Below are 16,269 nucleotides of genomic sequence, written 5' to 3'. Positions count from 1 at the left end.
AACCCCTAGGCCGGCGCTGCTGCCGCCCGCCGCCGGGTAGCGGCTTTGAGCAGCGGCTCAACGTAGCGCGCTGCGAGTGGTCCCAGAACCGCCATCAGCAATACATAGGCTGTCGCAAGGGCCGCAAGTTCGCCGGATATCGCGCCGGAGGCCACCGCGAGGCCCGCGATGACGATGGAGAATTCACCGCGGGCAATGAGCGTGGCGCCCGCACGGAAACGGCCGGGCCGGGCGATCCCCGCGCGCTTGGCGGCCCAGACGCCGGTCAGCATTTTGGTGGCGGCCGTGGTGACGGCCAGTACCAGCGCCCAGCCCAGCACCGGCGGAATGGTGGCAGGGTCGGTGTTAAGGCCGAACGCCACGAAGAAGATTGCGGCGAAGAGGTCGCGGAGCGGTTCGAGGATGCGGGTGGCGTTGTGCGCCGTGGCGCCGGAAATGGCGATGCCGAGCATGAATGCGCCCACCGCGGCAGAGACCTGCATGGCGGACGCCAGCCCGGCCACCAGCAGCGCCGCACCCAGGACGTTCAGCAGGAACACTTCCGAGTTTTCGCTGTGCACCGCCTTGGACACGTGGTGCCCGTGCCGCAGCGCCACCATCAGCACCACGCTGACCACCGCCAGGGCGATGCCCACGCTGGTCAGTCCGCCCAGGAAGCTGACCCCGGCCAGCACGGTGGTGAGCAACGGCAGGTACACGGCCATGGCAAGATCCTCGAACACCAGGATGGAGAGCACCACCGGGGTTTCGCGGTTACCGATCCGCCCCAGGTCTGTGATCACCTTGGCCGCGATGCCGGAGGAGGAGATGTACGTGACGCCGCCCAGCACCATCGCCCCTACCCCGCCCCAGCCCAGGAAGTAGGCCAGGGCGGCGCCAGGAAGGAAATTCAGGACAAGGTCCAGGACACCTGCATGCCAGGAGCGCCGCAGGCCGGTGAACAGTTCAGCAGCCGTATATTCCAGCCCGAGCATGAGCAGCAGCAGGATGACGCCGATCTCGCCGGAGAGATGGGCGAACTCGTGCATGCCCTCGAGCTTTACGATTCCGCCGGCCCCGAACGCCAGTCCGCCCAGAAGGTAGAGCGGGATGGGTGACATTCCGATCCGCCCGGCCAGCCTGGCCAACAGGCCAAGGCAGAACACAACGGCCCCCAGTTCGATGAGGGCCAGGGCGAGCGGATCCATGACAGTCAGCCGTGGCGGAGGATAGTTGCCGCCTCGTCCAGGCCTTCCTGGGTTCCAACGGCTACCAGGAGGTCGCCCGGGCGGAGGACGACGTCGGGTCCCGGCGAGGGGAGCACCTCGCCTTCGCGCATGATCGCAACGATGGACACGCCGCAGCGGGTCCGGATCGCCGCATTGCCCATGGGCTGGTCATGGAAGGGGGAATCGGGGGCGATGGAAAACTGCCGGGTGACGATGCCGGGCACATCCTTGTGTTCCTCGGTCAGCTTCATGGTCAAGTGCCGGCCGCCCAGCAGGTTGCCCAGGGTGGCGGCTTCGTCTCCGGTGAGCGGAATCGAGGCCAGGCAGGTGTCGGGGTCGTCCCAGGCGGAAACGATGAGTTCAGTCTGGCCTTCCCGCAGCTCCACCACGCCGATCCGGCGCCCGGACGCCGTCATGAAATCCTTCCGGCGCCCCAGGCCGGGAAGGTCAGTCTCATCCACGTTCATGGTTCCAGCCTAGTCTTCCCTGCGCGTTTCACGCGGCCGGAACCACCGCGATGGGTGCCTTGTCGGGGGACTTCACCGGGAGCAGGACCAGCAGACCGGCGAGGAGGACCAGCATGATCCCCAGGATCCCCCAGCGCTGTGCTTCCCCGGGAGCCACCAGCGGGGTGGCCACGGTGATGCTGAGCGTAAAGAGCGCCGGGGCAAGGAAGCTGACAGCGCGGCCGGTGGTGGCGTAGAGGCCGAACAGTTCGCCGGACTCGCCGTGCGGGGCGAGCCGGGCCAGGTAGGCGCGGGAGGATGACTGCGCCGGGCCCACGAAGAGGCACAGGAACAGCCCGAACACCCAGAAGGTGGTGCTGCCGGCCCACTCCTGCCCGAAGAACACGTAATCACCATTGCCCAGGATGAGGATTACGGTCCCGGCAAGCAGCAGACCCACCAATGAACCGGTAATGACGGCTTTGGGCCCCGCCCTGTCATCAAGGAAGCCGCCGATGAACGCCCCCACCGCGGCCACCACGTTACCGAAGATGGCGAAGAAGATGACCTGGGACAGCTCGAACCCGAATGTGCCGGCCGCAATCACCCCGCCGAAGGTGAAGACGGCGGCCAGGCCGTCCCGGAATACGGCGCTGGCGAGGAGGAAGTAGATGGTGTGCGGGCTGGTGGCGTAGATGGCCTTGATCCGCCGGACCAGCAGCGCGTAACTGGCCATGATCCCCAGCCGTTTGGCCTGTACCGCACGGGGCAGTTCCGGCACGGCGAACAGGACCGGCAGGGCGAAGATGAAGAACCAGAGCGCCGAGAAAACGGCCACCAGGCGAATGTTCAGGCTGTCCGCCGTGGAGGCGCCGAACCACTCGAACCTGGGTTGGACGAAGAGCTGGAGCACCACCAGCAGCGCCACGATCCCGCCCAGGTATCCCGCGCCCCAGCCCAGGCCGCTGACTTTTCCGATATTCCGCGGCGTGGAAATCTGCGTGAGCATGGCGTTGTAGTTGACGCCGGCGAATTCGAAGAAGACATTTCCCAGGGCTATGAGGGTGACGCCCAGGAGCAGGAATTCGGGGCGGGGGAACACGAAGAAGCACAGCGCCGTCAGGATGGCGACGGCGGCTGTATTGACTCCCAGCCACAGCTTCCGGCGGCCGCCGGCATCCGAACGCTGACCCGTGACAGGTGCCAGGAGGGCGATCGCCAGGCCGGCCAGTGCCAAGGCCGCACCCAGGACGGCGGACGCCTGGTCTTCACCGCCGAACGGCTCGGAGGTGAGGTAAACGGTGAACACGAAAGTGGTCATCACGGCGTTGAAGGCGGCCGAGCCCCAGTCCCAGGCTGCCCAGGCGAGGACCTGCCCCTTTCCGGGGGCCCGGGTCCCCGGCGCGGGTTCCGACGCTGGCCGGGCGGGGCCGGGAGCGCCTGCGCTGTCCATGGGTGTGGCGCTGTTCATAGGTGCATCGTATCCGTCGCGCCGTGTCCGGCTTGATAAACTGGCCGCTCTTTTGAACCTTACTTTTGGCCCGCCTGCTCCAACTTTTGATAATCGAATTCCTGACGTTGCGGAGATTCCAGTGATCACAGTCCTTGCCGTGCACTTTTCGGTGGCTGTGCTGGCTCCGTTCCTGTTCAGGAAGTGGGGCCGGAATGCGTTCTACGCGCTTGCCGCGGTGCCTGCCGGGTCCTTCGGCTGGCTCATCCTGCAGCACGCCCCGGTCTACTCCGGAGCCGGCGCGGTGGCCGAGGTGCATCCCTGGATTCCCGGACTCAGCGTGGACCTGGCGTTCCGGATGGACGCGCTGGCCTGGGTGATGTCGCTCCTGGTGCTGGGCGTGGGTGCGCTGGTGCTGGTGTACTGCGCCCGCTACTTTAAGCGGAAGGACCAGGATCTGGGCGCGTTCGGCGCGCAGCTGCTGGCGTTTGCCGGCGCCATGTTCGGCCTGGTGGTGGCAGACGACCTCCTGCTGCTGTTCGTCTTCTGGGAACTGACCACCATCCTGTCCTACCTGCTCATCGGGTTCGCCCGCACCCGGCTGGCCGCGCGCCGGTCGGCGCTGCAGGCACTCATGGTCACCACCGCCGGCGGCCTGGCGATGCTCGTGGGACTGGTCATGCTGGGCCATGCGGCGGGGACCTACCGGCTCTCGGCGATTGTGGCGCAGGCGCCCCCGCTGCTGGGTGGGCCGTCGGGCGCGATGGCGGGCGCCGCCGTCGTACTCATCCTGGTCGGCGCCATCACCAAGTCCGCGCTGGTCCCCTTCCATTTCTGGCTGCCCGGCGCCATGGCGGCCCCCACCCCGGTGAGCGCGTACCTGCACGCGGCCGCGATGGTGAAGGCCGGGATCTACCTGGTGGCGCGGCTGGCGCCCGGATTCGCGGAGGTGCCGTACTGGCAGCCGGTGGTGCTGGGCCTGGGCCTGGCCACCATGCTGGTGGGCGGCTACCGGGCCCTGCGGCAGACGGACATCAAGCTCATCCTGGCCCACGGCACGGTCAGCCAGCTCGGCTTCCTCACCGTGGCGGTCGGGCTGGGCACCCCTGATGCGGCCCTGGCCGGCCTGGCGATGCTGCTGGCGCACGGCCTGTTCAAGGCGGCGCTGTTCCTGGTGGTGGGGATCATCGACCACCAGTCGGGCACCCGCGACGTCCGCAAGCTGTCCGGCGTGTTCAGCTCGTCCCGGGCGCTCGGGATCGTGGCGGGGATCAGCGCCGCCTCCATGGCCGGGGTGCCGCTGCTGGCGGGCTTCGTGGCCAAGGAGTCAGTCCTGGAAGCCTTCGTGCACCACGCCGAGGACCCGGCCACGGGTCCGTGGGGGATGGTGATGCTGGCCGGGATGGTCCTGGGCTCCGTGCTCACCTTCGCATACAGCGCGCGGTTCATGTGGGGCGCGTTCGGCACCAAACCGGGCGTGCCGCGCACCCCGTTCAAGTCCATCAAGCCGTCGTTCCTTGCCGCGCCCGGCCTGCTCAGCCTCCTGACCATCGCCTACGGCATGTGGCCGGCCCCCGTGGACGGGTGGATCCAGCCCTACGCAGCCCAACTCGCCTCAGCAGCGCCCGACGCCGGAAGTCCCGCCGAGCAGGCAGGCCACCTTGCGCTGTGGCACGGTTTGTCCCCCGCCCTGGGACTGACGGCGCTCGCTTTCTCGCTGGGTCTGGCCCTCTATGCTGCCCGGGCGGCGGTGGAGCGGCTGCAGGCGCGGGTGCCGGCCTGGGTTGACTCGGACCGCGCCTACCAGCTGACTATCGGTGCCCTGGATGACGTGGCGGTGTGGGTGACCGGCCGGACGCAGCGGGGTTCGCTGTACTACTACCTGGCCGTCATTCTCACCGCGGCGTTCGCCCTCCCGCTGGCTGCGCTGCTGTTGGCCCGCAGGCCGCTGCCGGAAGGGATCTACCTGGTGGATCCGCATTCACCGCTGCAGCTGGTGGCGGGCGCCGGAATCGTGGCGGCGGCGCTCGCCGCGGTCCGGGCCAACAAGCGGTTCCTAGCGGTGCTCATGGTGTCCGTGGCCGGATACGGGATTGCACTGATGTTCGCGCTGCAAGGCGCCCCGGACCTTGCCCTCACGCAGATGCTGGTGGAAACCATCGTCCTGGTCGCGTTCGTTCTGGCCATGCGCAGCCTGCCGGCCGAGCTGCGGGACCGCACGGGCGGCAAATACCGGGTGGTGCGCGTGATCATCGGTCTGGCGTTCGGTGCCACCATGGTGTTTGCGGCCATCCAGGCCATGGGCGCCCGGATCGCAGTGCCTGTCTCCCTTGAGTTTCCGCGGCTGGCTTACGAAGGCGGCGGCGGGAAGAACATCGTCAACGTAACCCTGGTGGACATCCGGGCGTGGGACACCTTCGGCGAACTCACGGTCCTTGCGCTCGCCGCGACGGGCGTGGCCAGCCTGATTTTCATCCGCGGGCGCGGCGACAGCCTCAAGTCCTCCAGCACCGTGGCCGAAGGCACCGTGGGCCGGCACACCGGCGTGGATCCGGGCTCCCGGGACGGGGCCGCACTGGCGCTCAGCCGCAAGTTCGCAGCCGCCACGCGCGACCCCTGGATCGTGGCCGGCCGGACGCTGGCCCCGGAACGGCGTTCCATCATCTTCGAGGTGGTGACGCGGCTGATCTTCCACTCGCTCATTATCTTCTCGCTGTACCTGCTCCTGGCCGGCCACAACCTTCCGGGCGGCGGCTTCGCAGGCGGCCTCACCGCCGGACTGGCCCTGGCGATCCGCTACCTGGCCGGCGGCAGGTTCGAACTGCGTGAGGCCACGCCCGTAAGTGCCGGCGCGCTGCTGGGCATCGGCCTGGCCGTAGCGGCCGCCTCCGGCGCTGTGCCGCTGCTCCTGGGCGGGCAGGTGTTCCAGACGGCCATCATCGAGCTCTGGCTGCCCGTGTTCGGGGACATCAAGTTCGTCACCTCCACCATCTTCGACACCGGCGTGTACATCGTGGTGGTGGGGCTGGCCCTGGACGTGCTGCGCAGCCTGGGCGCCGAAATTGACGAGCACTTCGAGGAACGGTCCGCGGAACCTGCCAGCGGCCAGGAACCGGACGGGGTTCCGGCCGAAACCACTGTGAAGGGCAAAGCATGAGCGTCAACCTGACCCTGCTGCTGGTCATGGGCGCCCTGTTCGCCTGCGGCATCTACCTGATCCTGGAGCGCAGCCTCACGCGGGTGCTCCTGGGCCTGATGCTGCTGGCCAACGCCACCAACCTGCTGATCCTTGCCACCGGCGGTTATGCCGGGCTGGCGCCGCTGTACTCCGGGGACGCAGCCCCCGGGGACTACAGCGACCCCCTCCCGCAGGCCCTGATCCTCACCTCGATCGTCATCTCGTTCGCCGTGACCGCGTTTATGCTGGGCATCATCTACCGCACCTGGGTCCTGGCGCGGCAGGACGAGATCCAGGACGACGTGGAAGACCTCCGCGTGGCGGAGACCCCGAGTTTCGATGCGGAGGACGACGCCGAGATTCCGGCCGAGACATCCGAGTTCCCTGTGCTGGTGACGGGCGGACGGGAAATGCCGGTGGACGGTGCGGTATCGGAGGAGACTCCAGGGTCACTGAATGTGGCGCCGGCCGAGGGATCCCGCGCGCCCAAAGCGGCCCGGCCCACTGAAGGGACCGAACAGTGAACGTCGCTTCCCTGGCCCCGCTCGCCGTCGTCCTTCCCGTCCTGGGAGCGGCCCTCACGTTCCTGCTGATCCGGCACACGCGCGCGCAGCGGAGCGTGAGCATTGTGCTGTTGTCCCTGACGCTGCTGCTCGAATGCCTCCTGCTGGCCTCGGTGTGGAACGGCGGGACGGCAGCGGTGACGATCGGAGGGTGGCTGCCGCCGTGGGGGATTGTGCTGGTGGTGGACCAGTTCTCCTCTCTGATGCTGGTGGTGTCCTCCGCGGTGAGCCTCGCGGTGCTGGTCTACGCCACCGGGCAGGGCATGGCCGACGGCGACCGCGACGCGCCCGTATCGATCTTCCACCCCACCTACCTGATCCTGGTCGCGGGCGTCTCCAACGCGTTCCTCTCCGGCGACCTGTTCAACCTCTACGTCGGGTTCGAAATCCTGCTGACCGCGAGCTACGTGCTCATGACGCTTGGCGGGACCGGACCGAGGATCCGCGCCGGGGTCACGTATGTGGTGGTATCGGTGGTGTCCTCGATACTGTTCCTGATCGCGATCGCCATGGTCTACGGCGCCACGGGTACGGTGAACATGGCGGACCTGGCCCTGAAGCTGGGGGAACTGGACCAGGGCACCAGAACGCTGCTGCACGTGATGCTGCTGGTGGCGTTCGGGATCAAGGCGGCCGTCTTCCCGCTCTCGTTCTGGCTGCCCGACTCCTACCCCACCGCGCCGGCGCCGGTCACCGCGGTGTTCGCAGGGCTCTTGACCAAAGTTGGCGTCTACGCGATGGTCCGGACCGAAACGCTGCTGTTTCCCGGCGACTCGCTGAACACCCCCCTTATGGTGGCAGCGCTGCTGACCATGCTGGTGGGCATCCTGGGCGCCCTGGCGCAGAGCGACATCAAGCGTCTGCTGTCCTTCACGCTGGTCAGCCACATCGGCTACATGGTGTTCGGGCTGGCGATGTCCTCCGCTGCCGGGCTCGGTGCGGCCGTCTTCTACGTGGCCCACCACATCACCATCCAGACCAGCCTCTTCCTGGTGACCGGACTGATCGAACGCCGCGGCGGCAGTTCGTCCGTGGACCGGCTGGGCGGACTGGCCAAGCTCTCGCCGCTGCTGGCGGTGCTGTTCTTCATCCCCGCAATGAACCTGGCCGGCATTCCGCCATTCTCCGGATTCCTGGGCAAGGCCGGGCTGATCCAGGCAGGGGTCGCCCTGGGCACGCCACTTGCTTACGTGCTGGTGGCGGGCGGCGTGCTGACCAGCCTGCTCACCCTCCTGGCGGTGGCGCGGGTGTGGAACAGGGCCTTCTGGCGCAAGCCGTCCGATGCCGAACATCCGGATCCCGTGTTGCTGTCGGTTTCCGGGGCAGGGGGAACGGCATCCGGTGCCGGCCGCACGAACACCACCGGCCAGCCGCACACCACGGTGCTTCCGCGGACCATGGTGGGGTCCACCTTGGGCCTGGTGGCGCTCGGGGTTGCCCTGACCGTGTTTGCGGGTCCGCTGTTCACGCTGTCCGGGCAGGCGGCCCAGGACATGCTGGACAGGACGGACTATGTTCAGGCCGTGCTGGGCGCGGACACCTCCGTCCCGCAGATCACCACCGCTGGAGGAGGACAATGAGCCGCCGCCGGATTTCGCTGCGCCAGGAACTGCCGCTGCTGGTATGGCTGGTGATCGTCTGGGGTGCCCTGTGGCAGGACTTCAGTCCGGGAAACGTACTGTTCGGCGCGCTGCTTGCCGTGGCGGTGGCCCGGCTGTTCTACCTGCCGCCTGTGGAACTGAGCGGCCGCTTCAACATCCTGTACGCAATACCGTTCGCTTTTGCGTTCCTCGGAAAGGTGGCCGGCGCAAGCGCCCAGGTGCTCTTCCTGGCGGTGGCCCGGGGCCGCAAGGTGAGGAACGCCGTCGTCGCTGTCACTTTGCGAAGCCATCAGGACCTCATGGTGACGGCCACCGGACACGTGATTTCGCTGATCCCGGGCTCACTGGTGGTGGAGGTGGACCGCTCCACGTCCACTCTTTACCTGCACGGGCTGAACATCAGCACTGAGCAGGACGTGGCCCGGCTGCGGAACGAGGTACTTTCCATCGAGGCGGGGCTGATCAGGATTATGGGAACACCGGCCGAGCTTGAGGCTGTCCGCAGGGAGGCCGCGGCATGATGCAGTCCGTGCTGGCCGTGACGGCCGTGATCCTGGCGCTCGCCGCCGGCGGCGCCATTCTCCGGATCGCCCGGGGACCGTCGCTCCTGGACAGGGTGCTGGCCACCGACGTGCTGCTGGCCGTCCTGGGGGCGGCGCTGTGCATCGATATGGCCGTAAACCGCCACCTGAACAACCTGATGCTGGTGGTGGCCATCTCGATCATCGGCTTCGTCGGTTCAGTGACGGTGGCCCGGTTCGTCGCGGACAGAAGGGAACAGCCGCATGAATCCTGAACTGCTCACGGGCTACCGGGCGGTGGGCGAGACTGTCGCCGGCGTTGATGCCTGGGTGGACGCCGTGTCTGCGGTGTTCATGGTGGTCGGCGCTGCCCTGTCGCTGGGCGCCGCCATTGGCCTGCTGCGCTTTCCGGACCTGCTGAGCCGGATGCACGCCGCCACGAAGCCGCAGGTGCTGGGACTGTTCCTGCTGCTGGCGGCGATCGGACTGCAGCTGCGCACCTGGTGGGTGTGGCCCGTGCTGCTGGTGGCCTGGATCTTCCAGTTACTGACGGTGCCGGTCTCCGCGCACATGGTGGGCCGGGCCGGCTATCGCACCAAGCACCTGCACCGGGAACTGCTGACCTCGGACGAGCTCGAAGCCGTGGTCCAAAAAGCCGCCGGCAACCCGCCTCCCGAGGAATGAGTGAGACGGGTTGCCGGCGGCAGGTTGAAGCGGGGCTAAACGATGTCCTGGCTCTTGGCGAAGCGGGTGATGGCGCGCTGGGTGCCGCGGTTCGCCAGGACCTGGATGACGGTGCTCACCGATGCTGAGATCAGGGCAAACGTCAGGGCCGAGTGCAGGCTGGTGGGCACATCCTCGTCCTTGCCGGTGGGAGGCTTCCGGCCTGTGGTCTTCTCCCAGACGGTGTTGACCATCTTGGTGCCGACGAAGCCTGCCACCAGCGAGATGCCGGTGCCGAGCAGCTTAATGAAAAGGTTCATTCCTTGTACTCCTTGCGGGCAGAAAACGGACTGACCCCAGCCTAACGGCCCGGCGCCGTAATTTTCCCCGCCGCCATTGGCCGCTGCGGTGTAAACTGGAGCACGCCCTCAGGGGCATACCACTCAACGCAACATTCAAACGACAGGGGAGCGCCGCCGTCGGGCATTGCCGGCTCAGCCGGGAACCCGTGTGGGCGCTGAGAGTGCGGAGATCCGCAGACCCTCGAACCTGATCCGGTTAGTACCGGCGCAAGGGAGTCGAGTTCTCGAAGTGGCCGGCAACACCGTTCAACGCGGTTGCCGTGACCACTTTCCCCTCCTGCTACCCAGGAGGATTCACCATGGCAACTGAAGCAATCAAGAAGACCCCCGGCAAGTCCTGGCGCGTCGTGGACATCGTGGTGGCGGCGCTGATCGCCATCGCCGGCGGGGTGATTTTCTGGGCGTGGTCCCAGGGCGCCCTAGCGGTGTCCGCTCCGATGAACGCCGTCTACCCGCCCCTGACCGGCCTGATCGCCGGCGGCTGGATGATTCCGGCTGTCCTGGGGATGCTCATCATCCGCAAGCCCGGCGCGGCACTCTTCTGCGAGACGGTTGCAGCCACCGGCGAACTGCTGATGGGTTCGCAGTACGGCACGTCGGTGCTGTTCTCCGGATTCGTCCAGGGCCTCGGCGCGGAAATCATCTTCGCGGTTTTCGTCTACAGGAAGTTCAACCTGCCCGTGGCCCTGCTCGCGGGCGCCGCGGCAGGCCTGTTCTGCGGCCTGAACGACTCGTTCTCCCCGTGGGGCTGGAACATCGCCTACTCCGCCGGTGACAAGTTCGCCTACATCCTGTTCACCAGCATCTCCGGTGCGATCATCGCCGGCGCCCTGTCCTGGATCGCCACCCGCGGCCTCGCCCGGACCGGCGTGCTGAGCCCGTTCGCCTCCCGCAAGGCGGCCACGGAGCCCGTCTTCTCCTGATGCCAAGACCTTCCGGCAGCGCATCCGCCGTCCGCCCCGCCGCGGTTGCCGCCCGCGGCTGGGGCTGGCGGCACCCCGGACGCGCCAAGCCAGCCGTCCGGGGCCTTGACCTGGACATCGCGCCGGGGGAGCGGGTGCTCCTGCTGGGCCCGTCGGGTGCCGGCAAGTCGACGCTGCTCCACGCCCTCGCCGGGGTGCTGGGGGACGCGGACGACGACGGCGAGGCAGGCGACGCTGACGAGTCCGGTTCGCTTCTGGTTGACGGGGCTTCCCCCCGGGGCCGGCGCGGCCGCGCGGGGCTGATGCAGCAGGACCCCGAAACGCAGGTGGTTCTGTCACGGCTGGGTGACGACGCCGCCTTCGGTGCCGAGAACCTCGCGGTTCCCCGCGACGCAATTTGGGCGCGCGTGCATGAGGCGCTTGCCGACGTCGGACTTTCCCACCTGCCGCTGCACCACCCCACGTCCGCGCTGTCCGGTGGGCAAAAACAGCGGCTGGCGCTGGCGGGCATCCTGGCGATGCGCCCGGGGCTGATCCTGCTGGACGAACCAACCGCCAACCTGGACCCGGCCGGCGTGCTGGAAGTCCGGGACGCCGTGGGCCGCTGCCTGGACAAGACCGGCGCCACGCTGGTGGTGGTGGAACACCGCGTGTCCGTGTGGAAGGACCTGGTGGACCGGATCGTGGTCCTGCAGCCGGGATCCGGCGCCGGGCCGGCCGTATTGCTGGACGGACCTCCGGACCGGGTGCTGCGCGAGGCCAGGACCATGCTCATGGCGGCCGGTGTGTGGGTGCCGGGATACGTTCCGGAGACGCGCCAACGGGCGGCCATGCCCCCTCCGGGTTCCGGCGGCCTCCTGCTCGCCGCCGAGGGGCTGGGAGTTTCGCGGGAACGGACGGGCCGGAAGGGTCTCAGGAAGATCCCGCCGGTACCGGTGCAGCGTGACATCTCGGCGCAGGTGCGCGCTGGCCAGGCGCTGGCCGTCACAGGGCCCAACGGGGCGGGCAAGTCCACCTTTGCGCTGACCCTGGCCGGGCTCCTGGCGCCGGTGAAAGGGAAGGTTTCGGCCGCCGTTGACCTGAGCCGCGGGGCGGGAATCGATCCGTACCAATGGAAGGCGGAGCAGCTGATCGAGCGGATCGGCACCGTCTTCCAGGAACCCGAGCACCAGTTCGTCACCGGGAATGTCCGGGACGAGCTGCTCTTCGGTCCCCGGCACCTGGGCCACGGCGGGGAACGCGTTGACGAGCTGCTTGAGCGGCTGCGGCTCACCGGCCTGGTGGACGCAAACCCGTACACGCTGTCCGGCGGGGAGAAACGGCGGCTCTCCGTGGCCACCGTGCTGGCCGCCAGCCCGCAGGTGCTGGTCCTGGATGAACCCACCTTCGGGCAGGACGCCAACACCTGGGCCGAGTTGGCGTCCTTCCTGTCCGAGCTTCTGGACCAGGGTGCCGCCGTGGTTGCAGTAACGCACGACGCCGAATTCACCGCCGCGCTTGGCGGTGCGGAACTGCGCATGGCAGCGCCGGACCGGGTGGCACCATGACCGGGGCAGGGCGGCAGGAACTGAACCTGCGCGGAAACCAGGCGCTTCTCACCCACGCCAACCCACTGAGCAAGTTCGCGTCCGTCTTCCTCATCACCCTGGTGCTGGCGCTGTCCATCGACTGGGTCTCGGCCACCGTGGCGCTGGTCTTCGAACTTCTCCTGTTTCCGCTGGCCGGGCTGACGTTTGTGCTGCTGTGGCAGCGCGGCTGGCCGTTGATCCTCGCGGCCGCGGCAGGGGGCTGGAGCACCTCCATCCTGGCTCCTGACAGTGGAAGGACGCTGATCGACGTCGGACTCTGGACCATGAGCGAAGGCTCCCTAGAGCTCGGTGCCGGATTCATGCTGCGCGGGTTGGCCATCGCGCTGCCGGCCGTGCTGCTGATGAGCTGCACCGACCCCACCGACCTTGCGGACGCCTTGGCGCAGAAGGCCCGGTTGCCGCACCGGTTCGTGCTGGGCACGCTCGCCGCGATGCGCCTCGTGGGGCTGATGGCGGAGGAATGGCAGACCATTGGAATGGCACGACGGGCGCGCGGCGTGGGTTCGCGCGGGAACGTGCTGCAGCGGGCGAAGGCCACGCTGGGGCAGAGCTTCGGGCTGCTGATCCAGGCGATCCGGCGTGCGTCGCGGCTGGCCGTGACCATGGAGGCACGCGGGTTCGGCGGCGGGCCGCGGACCTGGGCCCGCGAATCCACGTACAGCAGGCTGGATGTCTGGGTTTTAGCCGGCGGGGCACTGGTTGCGGGACTGTCGGCGGCTGCGGCCATCTCGGCCGGCACCTGGAATATGGTCTGGCTGGAGAACTGAGACACGGGTCTTGCTGTTGCACGGGTATCGCACGCGGCGGGTACTGGATCCCTATCCGGGCCTCTGTCCGCCCCTTCTGGCGCCCTCGTAACTCATGAATGATATATTCGAGGTATGACGCAGGAAACCACAGAACACGTTGCCGCCATGCTCCGGGACGCCCGCGCAGAAAAAGGCTGGACGCAGGGGCAACTTGCGGCCGAACTTGGAACCAGCCAAAGCGCCGTGGCCCGGATGGAGCAGGGCAAGCAGAACCTGAGCCTGAAGATGATCCAGCGGCTCGAGGCCATCTTTGACCGCAGCATCGTGAACGTGGGCAAGCCCCGGATGACCCACCTCCGCGTGGAGGGCGGGCGCACGCTCTCCGGCGCAGTGGACGTCAACAGCAGCAAGAACGCAGGCGTCGCGCTGCTGTGTGCCAGCCTCGTGAATCGCGGAACCACCGTCCTCCGCCGACTGGCGCGCATCGAGGAAGTCAACCGGATCGTCGAAGTGCTCGCGAGCATCGGCGTCGAATGCACCTGGCTCAACGACACCGACCTCCGCCTGCGCCGACCGGCCGTCCTGGACCTGGCCGGCATGGATATCGACGCCGCCCGCCGCACGCGCAGCGTCATCATGCTGCTGGGGCCGCTGCTGGACGAGACTGCCGAATACCGGCTGCCGTACGCGGGCGGCTGCGACCTGGGCACCCGCACCGTGGAACCCCACATGCAGGCGCTGCGCCAATTCGGCCTGTCCGTGGAAGCTGGCGGCGGTTTTTACACTGTCCAGGCCCCGCCCGCCGACACCCGCGAACGGTCCTTCGTGCTGACCGAGCGCGGCGACACCGTCACCGAAAATGCCATCATGGCTGCGGCGCACCGCGAGGGCACCACCGTGATCCGCAACGCGAGCCCCAACTACATGGTTCAGGACCTGTGCTTCTACCTGCAGATGCTGGGCGTGGACATCGAGGGTATCGGCACCACCACGCTCCGGATCACCGGCCGCCCGCGGATTGAGGCCGACGTCGAATACTTCCCCTCCGAGGACCCGATCGAGGCGATGAGCCTGATCACCGCCGGCATCGTCACCAACTCCGAGGTGACCGTGCGGCGCGTGCCGATTGAGTTCATGGAGATTGAACTGGCCACGCTGGAGCAGATGGGCCAGCAGCTGGAAGTCTCGGGTGAGTACATGGCCCGGAACGGCCGCACCCGCCTGGTGGACGTCACCACGAAGCCGTCGGAGCTGCGGGCGCCCGAGGACAAGATCCATCCCATGCCGTTCCCCGGGCTCAATATCGACAACCTGCCGTTCTTCGCAGTCATCGCGGCCAACGCGCACGGCCAGACCATGATCCACGACTGGGTCTACGAAAACCGCGCCATCTACCTCACGGAACTTAACCGGCTGGGTGCGCAGGTGCAGCTGCTGGATCCGCACCGTATCTACGTCAACGGTCCCACCAAGTGGCGTGCCGCCGAGGTGGGCTGCCCGCCGGCACTGCGTCCCGCGGCGTGCCTGCTCCTGGCCATGCTCGCGGCCCGCGGCGTATCGGAGCTGCGGAACATCTACGTGATTGAGCGCGGCTACGAGGACCTGGCCGAGCGGCTGAACACCATCGGCGCCAAGGTGGAGTATTTCCAGGACTAGGCATTCACGCTTCGTCATGAATTGCACGTTTGGCCGTGCAAATGCCCCGGGCTGCAGCAGAATGTGAATATGCGTACATTCGGCGTTGAGGAAGAGCTTCTGATCGTCTCCCCCGAAACGGGGGAGCCGCTTGCCCTGGCCGACGCCATGCTGTCCGGCCGGCGCATGGCCGCCGACGACGCCCCGCAGGTTTCCCATGCTCCGGGGCCGCAGGTGCTCGAGACGCGGGATGTCGACCCGCACTCGCTGGAGAAGCGGGACGAGACGGTCTACGACGACGAAGAGATGGGCTTGAGCGCCGAGCTGAAGCTTGAGCAGATCGAGACGCAGACGCGGCCATGCCGGGAGTACGGGGTACTTCTTGAGCAGATCAGGGCCGGCCGTACCCTGGCGGATCTCGCAGCCCGAAAGAGCAACGCCCGCGTGGCGGCCCTGGCCACCTCACCGCTGGCCTCGGCAACGCACACCACTCCGGACCCGCGTTATGCGCTGATGCTGGAACGCTTCGGCCTTACGGCGCAGGAACAGCTGACCTGCGGGTTCCACGTCCACACATATGTTGAAACGCCGGACGAAGGCGTTGCCGTTCTTGACCGGATCCGCGACAAGCTCGCAGTCCTCACCGCGCTCAGCGCGAACTCGCCATTCTGGAACGGGCAGCAGACAGGCTTCGAAAGTTACCGGACCCAGGCCTGGAACCGCTGGCCGACAGCAGGGCCGACGGGAATCTACGGGACGTACCCGGCGTACCGGCGCGTGGTCACCCGACTGTTGGACAGCGGGGTCATGCTGGACGAGGGCATGCTCTATTTCGACGCAAGGCTCTCCCGGAACCACCCCACGGTGGAAGTCCGGGTGGCGGACGTTTGCCTCCGGGCCGAAGATGCGGCCCTGATCGCCCTGCTGGTCCGGGCGCTGGTGGAGTCGGCCAGCCGGGAGTGGCGGGCGGGAGTGGATCCCGCACCGGTGCCGACCGTGTTGCTGAGAATGGCGTCCTGGCAGGCCAGCAGCAGCGGACTCAGCGGGGAACTGCTCGACTTCGGTACATTCAGGCCGGCGCGCGCCGCGGACGTAGTCCGGTCCCTGGTCGACTACCTCGCGCCGGTCCTGGACGAGCAGGGTGAACTGGCGGTTGCACGGCAGGGCGTAGAGGACATCATTGCGCGCGGTACCGGCGCGGCAGAGCAGCGCCGCATCCGGGACAGGATGCTTGCACAGTCGCAGCCGGAGGACTTCGGCTTCGGTGCCGTGGTGCAGCATGCTGTGAACGTGACCATGCGCGGCGCGCCCGACCCCTCCGATCTGGACGCCGTCCCGGACCTCCTTAGGGTCCGCCAGTCCTAGGGTGTCGGGGAGTTGC

Annotated in this window: 15 protein-coding genes and 1 riboswitch; of the genes, 11 read left to right on the top strand and 4 right to left on the bottom strand. The window is 67.8% G+C overall.

The genetic code is table 11. From position 1 onward, the window contains the following. Positions 1–5: 5 nt before the first annotated feature. From ACIQCN_RS11785 to ACIQCN_RS11775, 3 genes are read right to left on the bottom strand one after another with little or no spacing between them, the layout of a single operon-like run. Positions 6–1,187 carry a cation:proton antiporter gene (locus ACIQCN_RS11785; RefSeq protein WP_400605376.1) on the bottom strand — a complete coding sequence of 394 codons (1,182 nt, stop codon included), beginning with the start codon at positions 1,185–1,187 and terminating at the stop codon, positions 6–8. Between the two features lie 5 nt (positions 1,188–1,192). Then, the gene (locus ACIQCN_RS11780) at positions 1,193–1,675 is read right to left on the bottom strand and encodes a cation:proton antiporter regulatory subunit (protein ID WP_400611100.1); all 483 of its coding nucleotides are present in this window, start codon (positions 1,673–1,675) and stop codon (positions 1,193–1,195) included. Between the two features lie 28 nt (positions 1,676–1,703). Further along, positions 1,704–3,107: an MFS transporter gene (locus ACIQCN_RS11775; RefSeq protein WP_400611141.1), complete on the bottom strand. Its 1,404-nt coding sequence runs from the start codon at positions 3,105–3,107 to the stop codon at positions 1,704–1,706. Positions 3,108–3,246: 139 nt separating this feature from the next. Here ACIQCN_RS11775 and ACIQCN_RS11770 point away from each other — a divergent pair, with 139 nt between their 5' ends. The 6 genes from ACIQCN_RS11770 to mnhG are packed head-to-tail and all read left to right on the top strand — an operon-like array spanning position 3,247 to position 9,651. Continuing rightward, a complete protein-coding gene (locus ACIQCN_RS11770) occupies positions 3,247–6,261 on the top strand; it encodes a Na+/H+ antiporter subunit A (protein WP_400611099.1) in 3,015 nt (1,004 codons plus the stop codon). Beyond that, positions 6,258–6,806: a Na(+)/H(+) antiporter subunit C gene (locus ACIQCN_RS11765; protein WP_400611097.1), complete on the top strand. Its 549-nt coding sequence runs from the start codon at positions 6,258–6,260 to the stop codon at positions 6,804–6,806. The genes ACIQCN_RS11770 and ACIQCN_RS11765 overlap by 4 nt, the downstream gene beginning before the upstream one ends. Further along, entirely contained in the window at positions 6,803–8,425 is a 1,623-nt protein-coding gene (locus ACIQCN_RS11760; protein WP_400611095.1) for a Na+/H+ antiporter subunit D, read from the top strand. Before ACIQCN_RS11765 ends, ACIQCN_RS11760 begins: the two co-directional genes overlap by 4 nt. Further along, positions 8,422–8,967, top strand: coding sequence for a Na+/H+ antiporter subunit E (locus ACIQCN_RS11755; RefSeq protein WP_400605368.1), 546 nt, complete (start codon positions 8,422–8,424; stop codon positions 8,965–8,967). The genes ACIQCN_RS11760 and ACIQCN_RS11755 overlap by 4 nt, the downstream gene beginning before the upstream one ends. Next, positions 8,964–9,242 carry a monovalent cation/H+ antiporter complex subunit F gene (locus ACIQCN_RS11750; protein ID WP_400611093.1) on the top strand — a complete coding sequence of 93 codons (279 nt, stop codon included), beginning with the start codon at positions 8,964–8,966 and terminating at the stop codon, positions 9,240–9,242. Before ACIQCN_RS11755 ends, ACIQCN_RS11750 begins: the two co-directional genes overlap by 4 nt. Further along, positions 9,232–9,651 carry a monovalent cation/H(+) antiporter subunit G gene (mnhG, locus tag ACIQCN_RS11745; RefSeq protein ID WP_377214097.1) on the top strand — a complete coding sequence of 140 codons (420 nt, stop codon included), beginning with the start codon at positions 9,232–9,234 and terminating at the stop codon, positions 9,649–9,651. The genes ACIQCN_RS11750 and mnhG overlap by 11 nt, the downstream gene beginning before the upstream one ends. A gap of 35 nt (positions 9,652–9,686) precedes the next feature. Here mnhG and ACIQCN_RS11740 read toward each other — a convergent pair whose 3' ends face one another. Next, a complete protein-coding gene (locus tag ACIQCN_RS11740) occupies positions 9,687–9,950 on the bottom strand; it encodes a DUF4235 domain-containing protein (protein ID WP_400605363.1) in 264 nt (87 codons plus the stop codon). Between the two features lie 134 nt (positions 9,951–10,084). After that, positions 10,085–10,224: riboswitch (TPP riboswitch) on the top strand. Between the two features lie 67 nt (positions 10,225–10,291). Here ACIQCN_RS11740 and ACIQCN_RS11735 point away from each other — a divergent pair. From ACIQCN_RS11735 to ACIQCN_RS11715, 5 genes are all read left to right on the top strand, one after another. After that, positions 10,292–10,915 carry an ECF transporter S component gene (locus ACIQCN_RS11735; RefSeq protein WP_400611091.1) on the top strand — a complete coding sequence of 208 codons (624 nt, stop codon included), beginning with the start codon at positions 10,292–10,294 and terminating at the stop codon, positions 10,913–10,915. After that, the gene (locus ACIQCN_RS11730) at positions 10,915–12,462 is read left to right on the top strand and encodes an ABC transporter ATP-binding protein (protein ID WP_400611089.1); all 1,548 of its coding nucleotides are present in this window, start codon (positions 10,915–10,917) and stop codon (positions 12,460–12,462) included. Before ACIQCN_RS11735 ends, ACIQCN_RS11730 begins: the two co-directional genes overlap by 1 nt. Further along, complete coding sequence (locus tag ACIQCN_RS11725) at positions 12,459–13,271, top strand: energy-coupling factor transporter transmembrane component T family protein (protein ID WP_400605358.1); 813 nt, start codon at positions 12,459–12,461, stop codon at positions 13,269–13,271. Before ACIQCN_RS11730 ends, ACIQCN_RS11725 begins: the two co-directional genes overlap by 4 nt. A 114-nt stretch (positions 13,272–13,385) precedes the next feature. Further along, on the top strand, positions 13,386–14,909 hold the full coding sequence (locus ACIQCN_RS11720; RefSeq protein WP_400611087.1) for a UDP-N-acetylglucosamine 1-carboxyvinyltransferase: 1,524 nt from the start codon (positions 13,386–13,388) through the stop codon (positions 14,907–14,909). 69 nt (positions 14,910–14,978) lie between these two features. Further along, on the top strand, positions 14,979–16,253 hold the full coding sequence (locus ACIQCN_RS11715; RefSeq protein ID WP_400605354.1) for a glutamate--cysteine ligase: 1,275 nt from the start codon (positions 14,979–14,981) through the stop codon (positions 16,251–16,253). The last annotated feature ends 16 nt before the right edge of the window (positions 16,254–16,269 follow it).

Origin of the sequence: Pseudarthrobacter sp. NPDC092424 (assembly GCF_044754925.1) — a bacterium.
GTDB lineage: Bacteria > Actinomycetota > Actinomycetes > Actinomycetales > Micrococcaceae > Arthrobacter.
Note: the sequence above shows the minus strand (reverse complement) of the source record. Positions and strands in the feature narration are given on the sequence as shown.

What these genes read in the sequence shown, in the direction of transcription:
- ACIQCN_RS11785 (WP_400605376.1), bottom strand. Translation starts at nt 1,187, where the DNA reads ATGGATCCGCTCGCCCTGGCCCTCATCGAACTGGGGGCCGTTGTGTTC.
- ACIQCN_RS11780 (WP_400611100.1), bottom strand. Translation starts at nt 1,675, where the DNA reads ATGAACGTGGATGAGACTGACCTTCCCGGCCTGGGGCGCCGGAAGGAT.
- ACIQCN_RS11775 (WP_400611141.1), bottom strand. Translation starts at nt 3,107, where the DNA reads ATGGACAGCGCAGGCGCTCCCGGCCCCGCCCGGCCAGCGTCGGAACCC.
- ACIQCN_RS11765 (WP_400611097.1), top strand. Translation starts at nt 6,258, where the DNA reads ATGAGCGTCAACCTGACCCTGCTGCTGGTCATGGGCGCCCTGTTCGCC.
- ACIQCN_RS11755 (WP_400605368.1), top strand. Translation starts at nt 8,422, where the DNA reads ATGAGCCGCCGCCGGATTTCGCTGCGCCAGGAACTGCCGCTGCTGGTA.
- ACIQCN_RS11750 (WP_400611093.1), top strand. Translation starts at nt 8,964, where the DNA reads ATGATGCAGTCCGTGCTGGCCGTGACGGCCGTGATCCTGGCGCTCGCC.
- mnhG (WP_377214097.1), top strand. Translation starts at nt 9,232, where the DNA reads ATGAATCCTGAACTGCTCACGGGCTACCGGGCGGTGGGCGAGACTGTC.
- ACIQCN_RS11740 (WP_400605363.1), bottom strand. Translation starts at nt 9,950, where the DNA reads ATGAACCTTTTCATTAAGCTGCTCGGCACCGGCATCTCGCTGGTGGCA.
- ACIQCN_RS11735 (WP_400611091.1), top strand. Translation starts at nt 10,292, where the DNA reads ATGGCAACTGAAGCAATCAAGAAGACCCCCGGCAAGTCCTGGCGCGTC.
- ACIQCN_RS11730 (WP_400611089.1), top strand. Translation starts at nt 10,915, where the DNA reads ATGCCAAGACCTTCCGGCAGCGCATCCGCCGTCCGCCCCGCCGCGGTT.
- ACIQCN_RS11725 (WP_400605358.1), top strand. Translation starts at nt 12,459, where the DNA reads ATGACCGGGGCAGGGCGGCAGGAACTGAACCTGCGCGGAAACCAGGCG.
- ACIQCN_RS11720 (WP_400611087.1), top strand. Translation starts at nt 13,386, where the DNA reads ATGACGCAGGAAACCACAGAACACGTTGCCGCCATGCTCCGGGACGCC.
- ACIQCN_RS11715 (WP_400605354.1), top strand. Translation starts at nt 14,979, where the DNA reads ATGCGTACATTCGGCGTTGAGGAAGAGCTTCTGATCGTCTCCCCCGAA.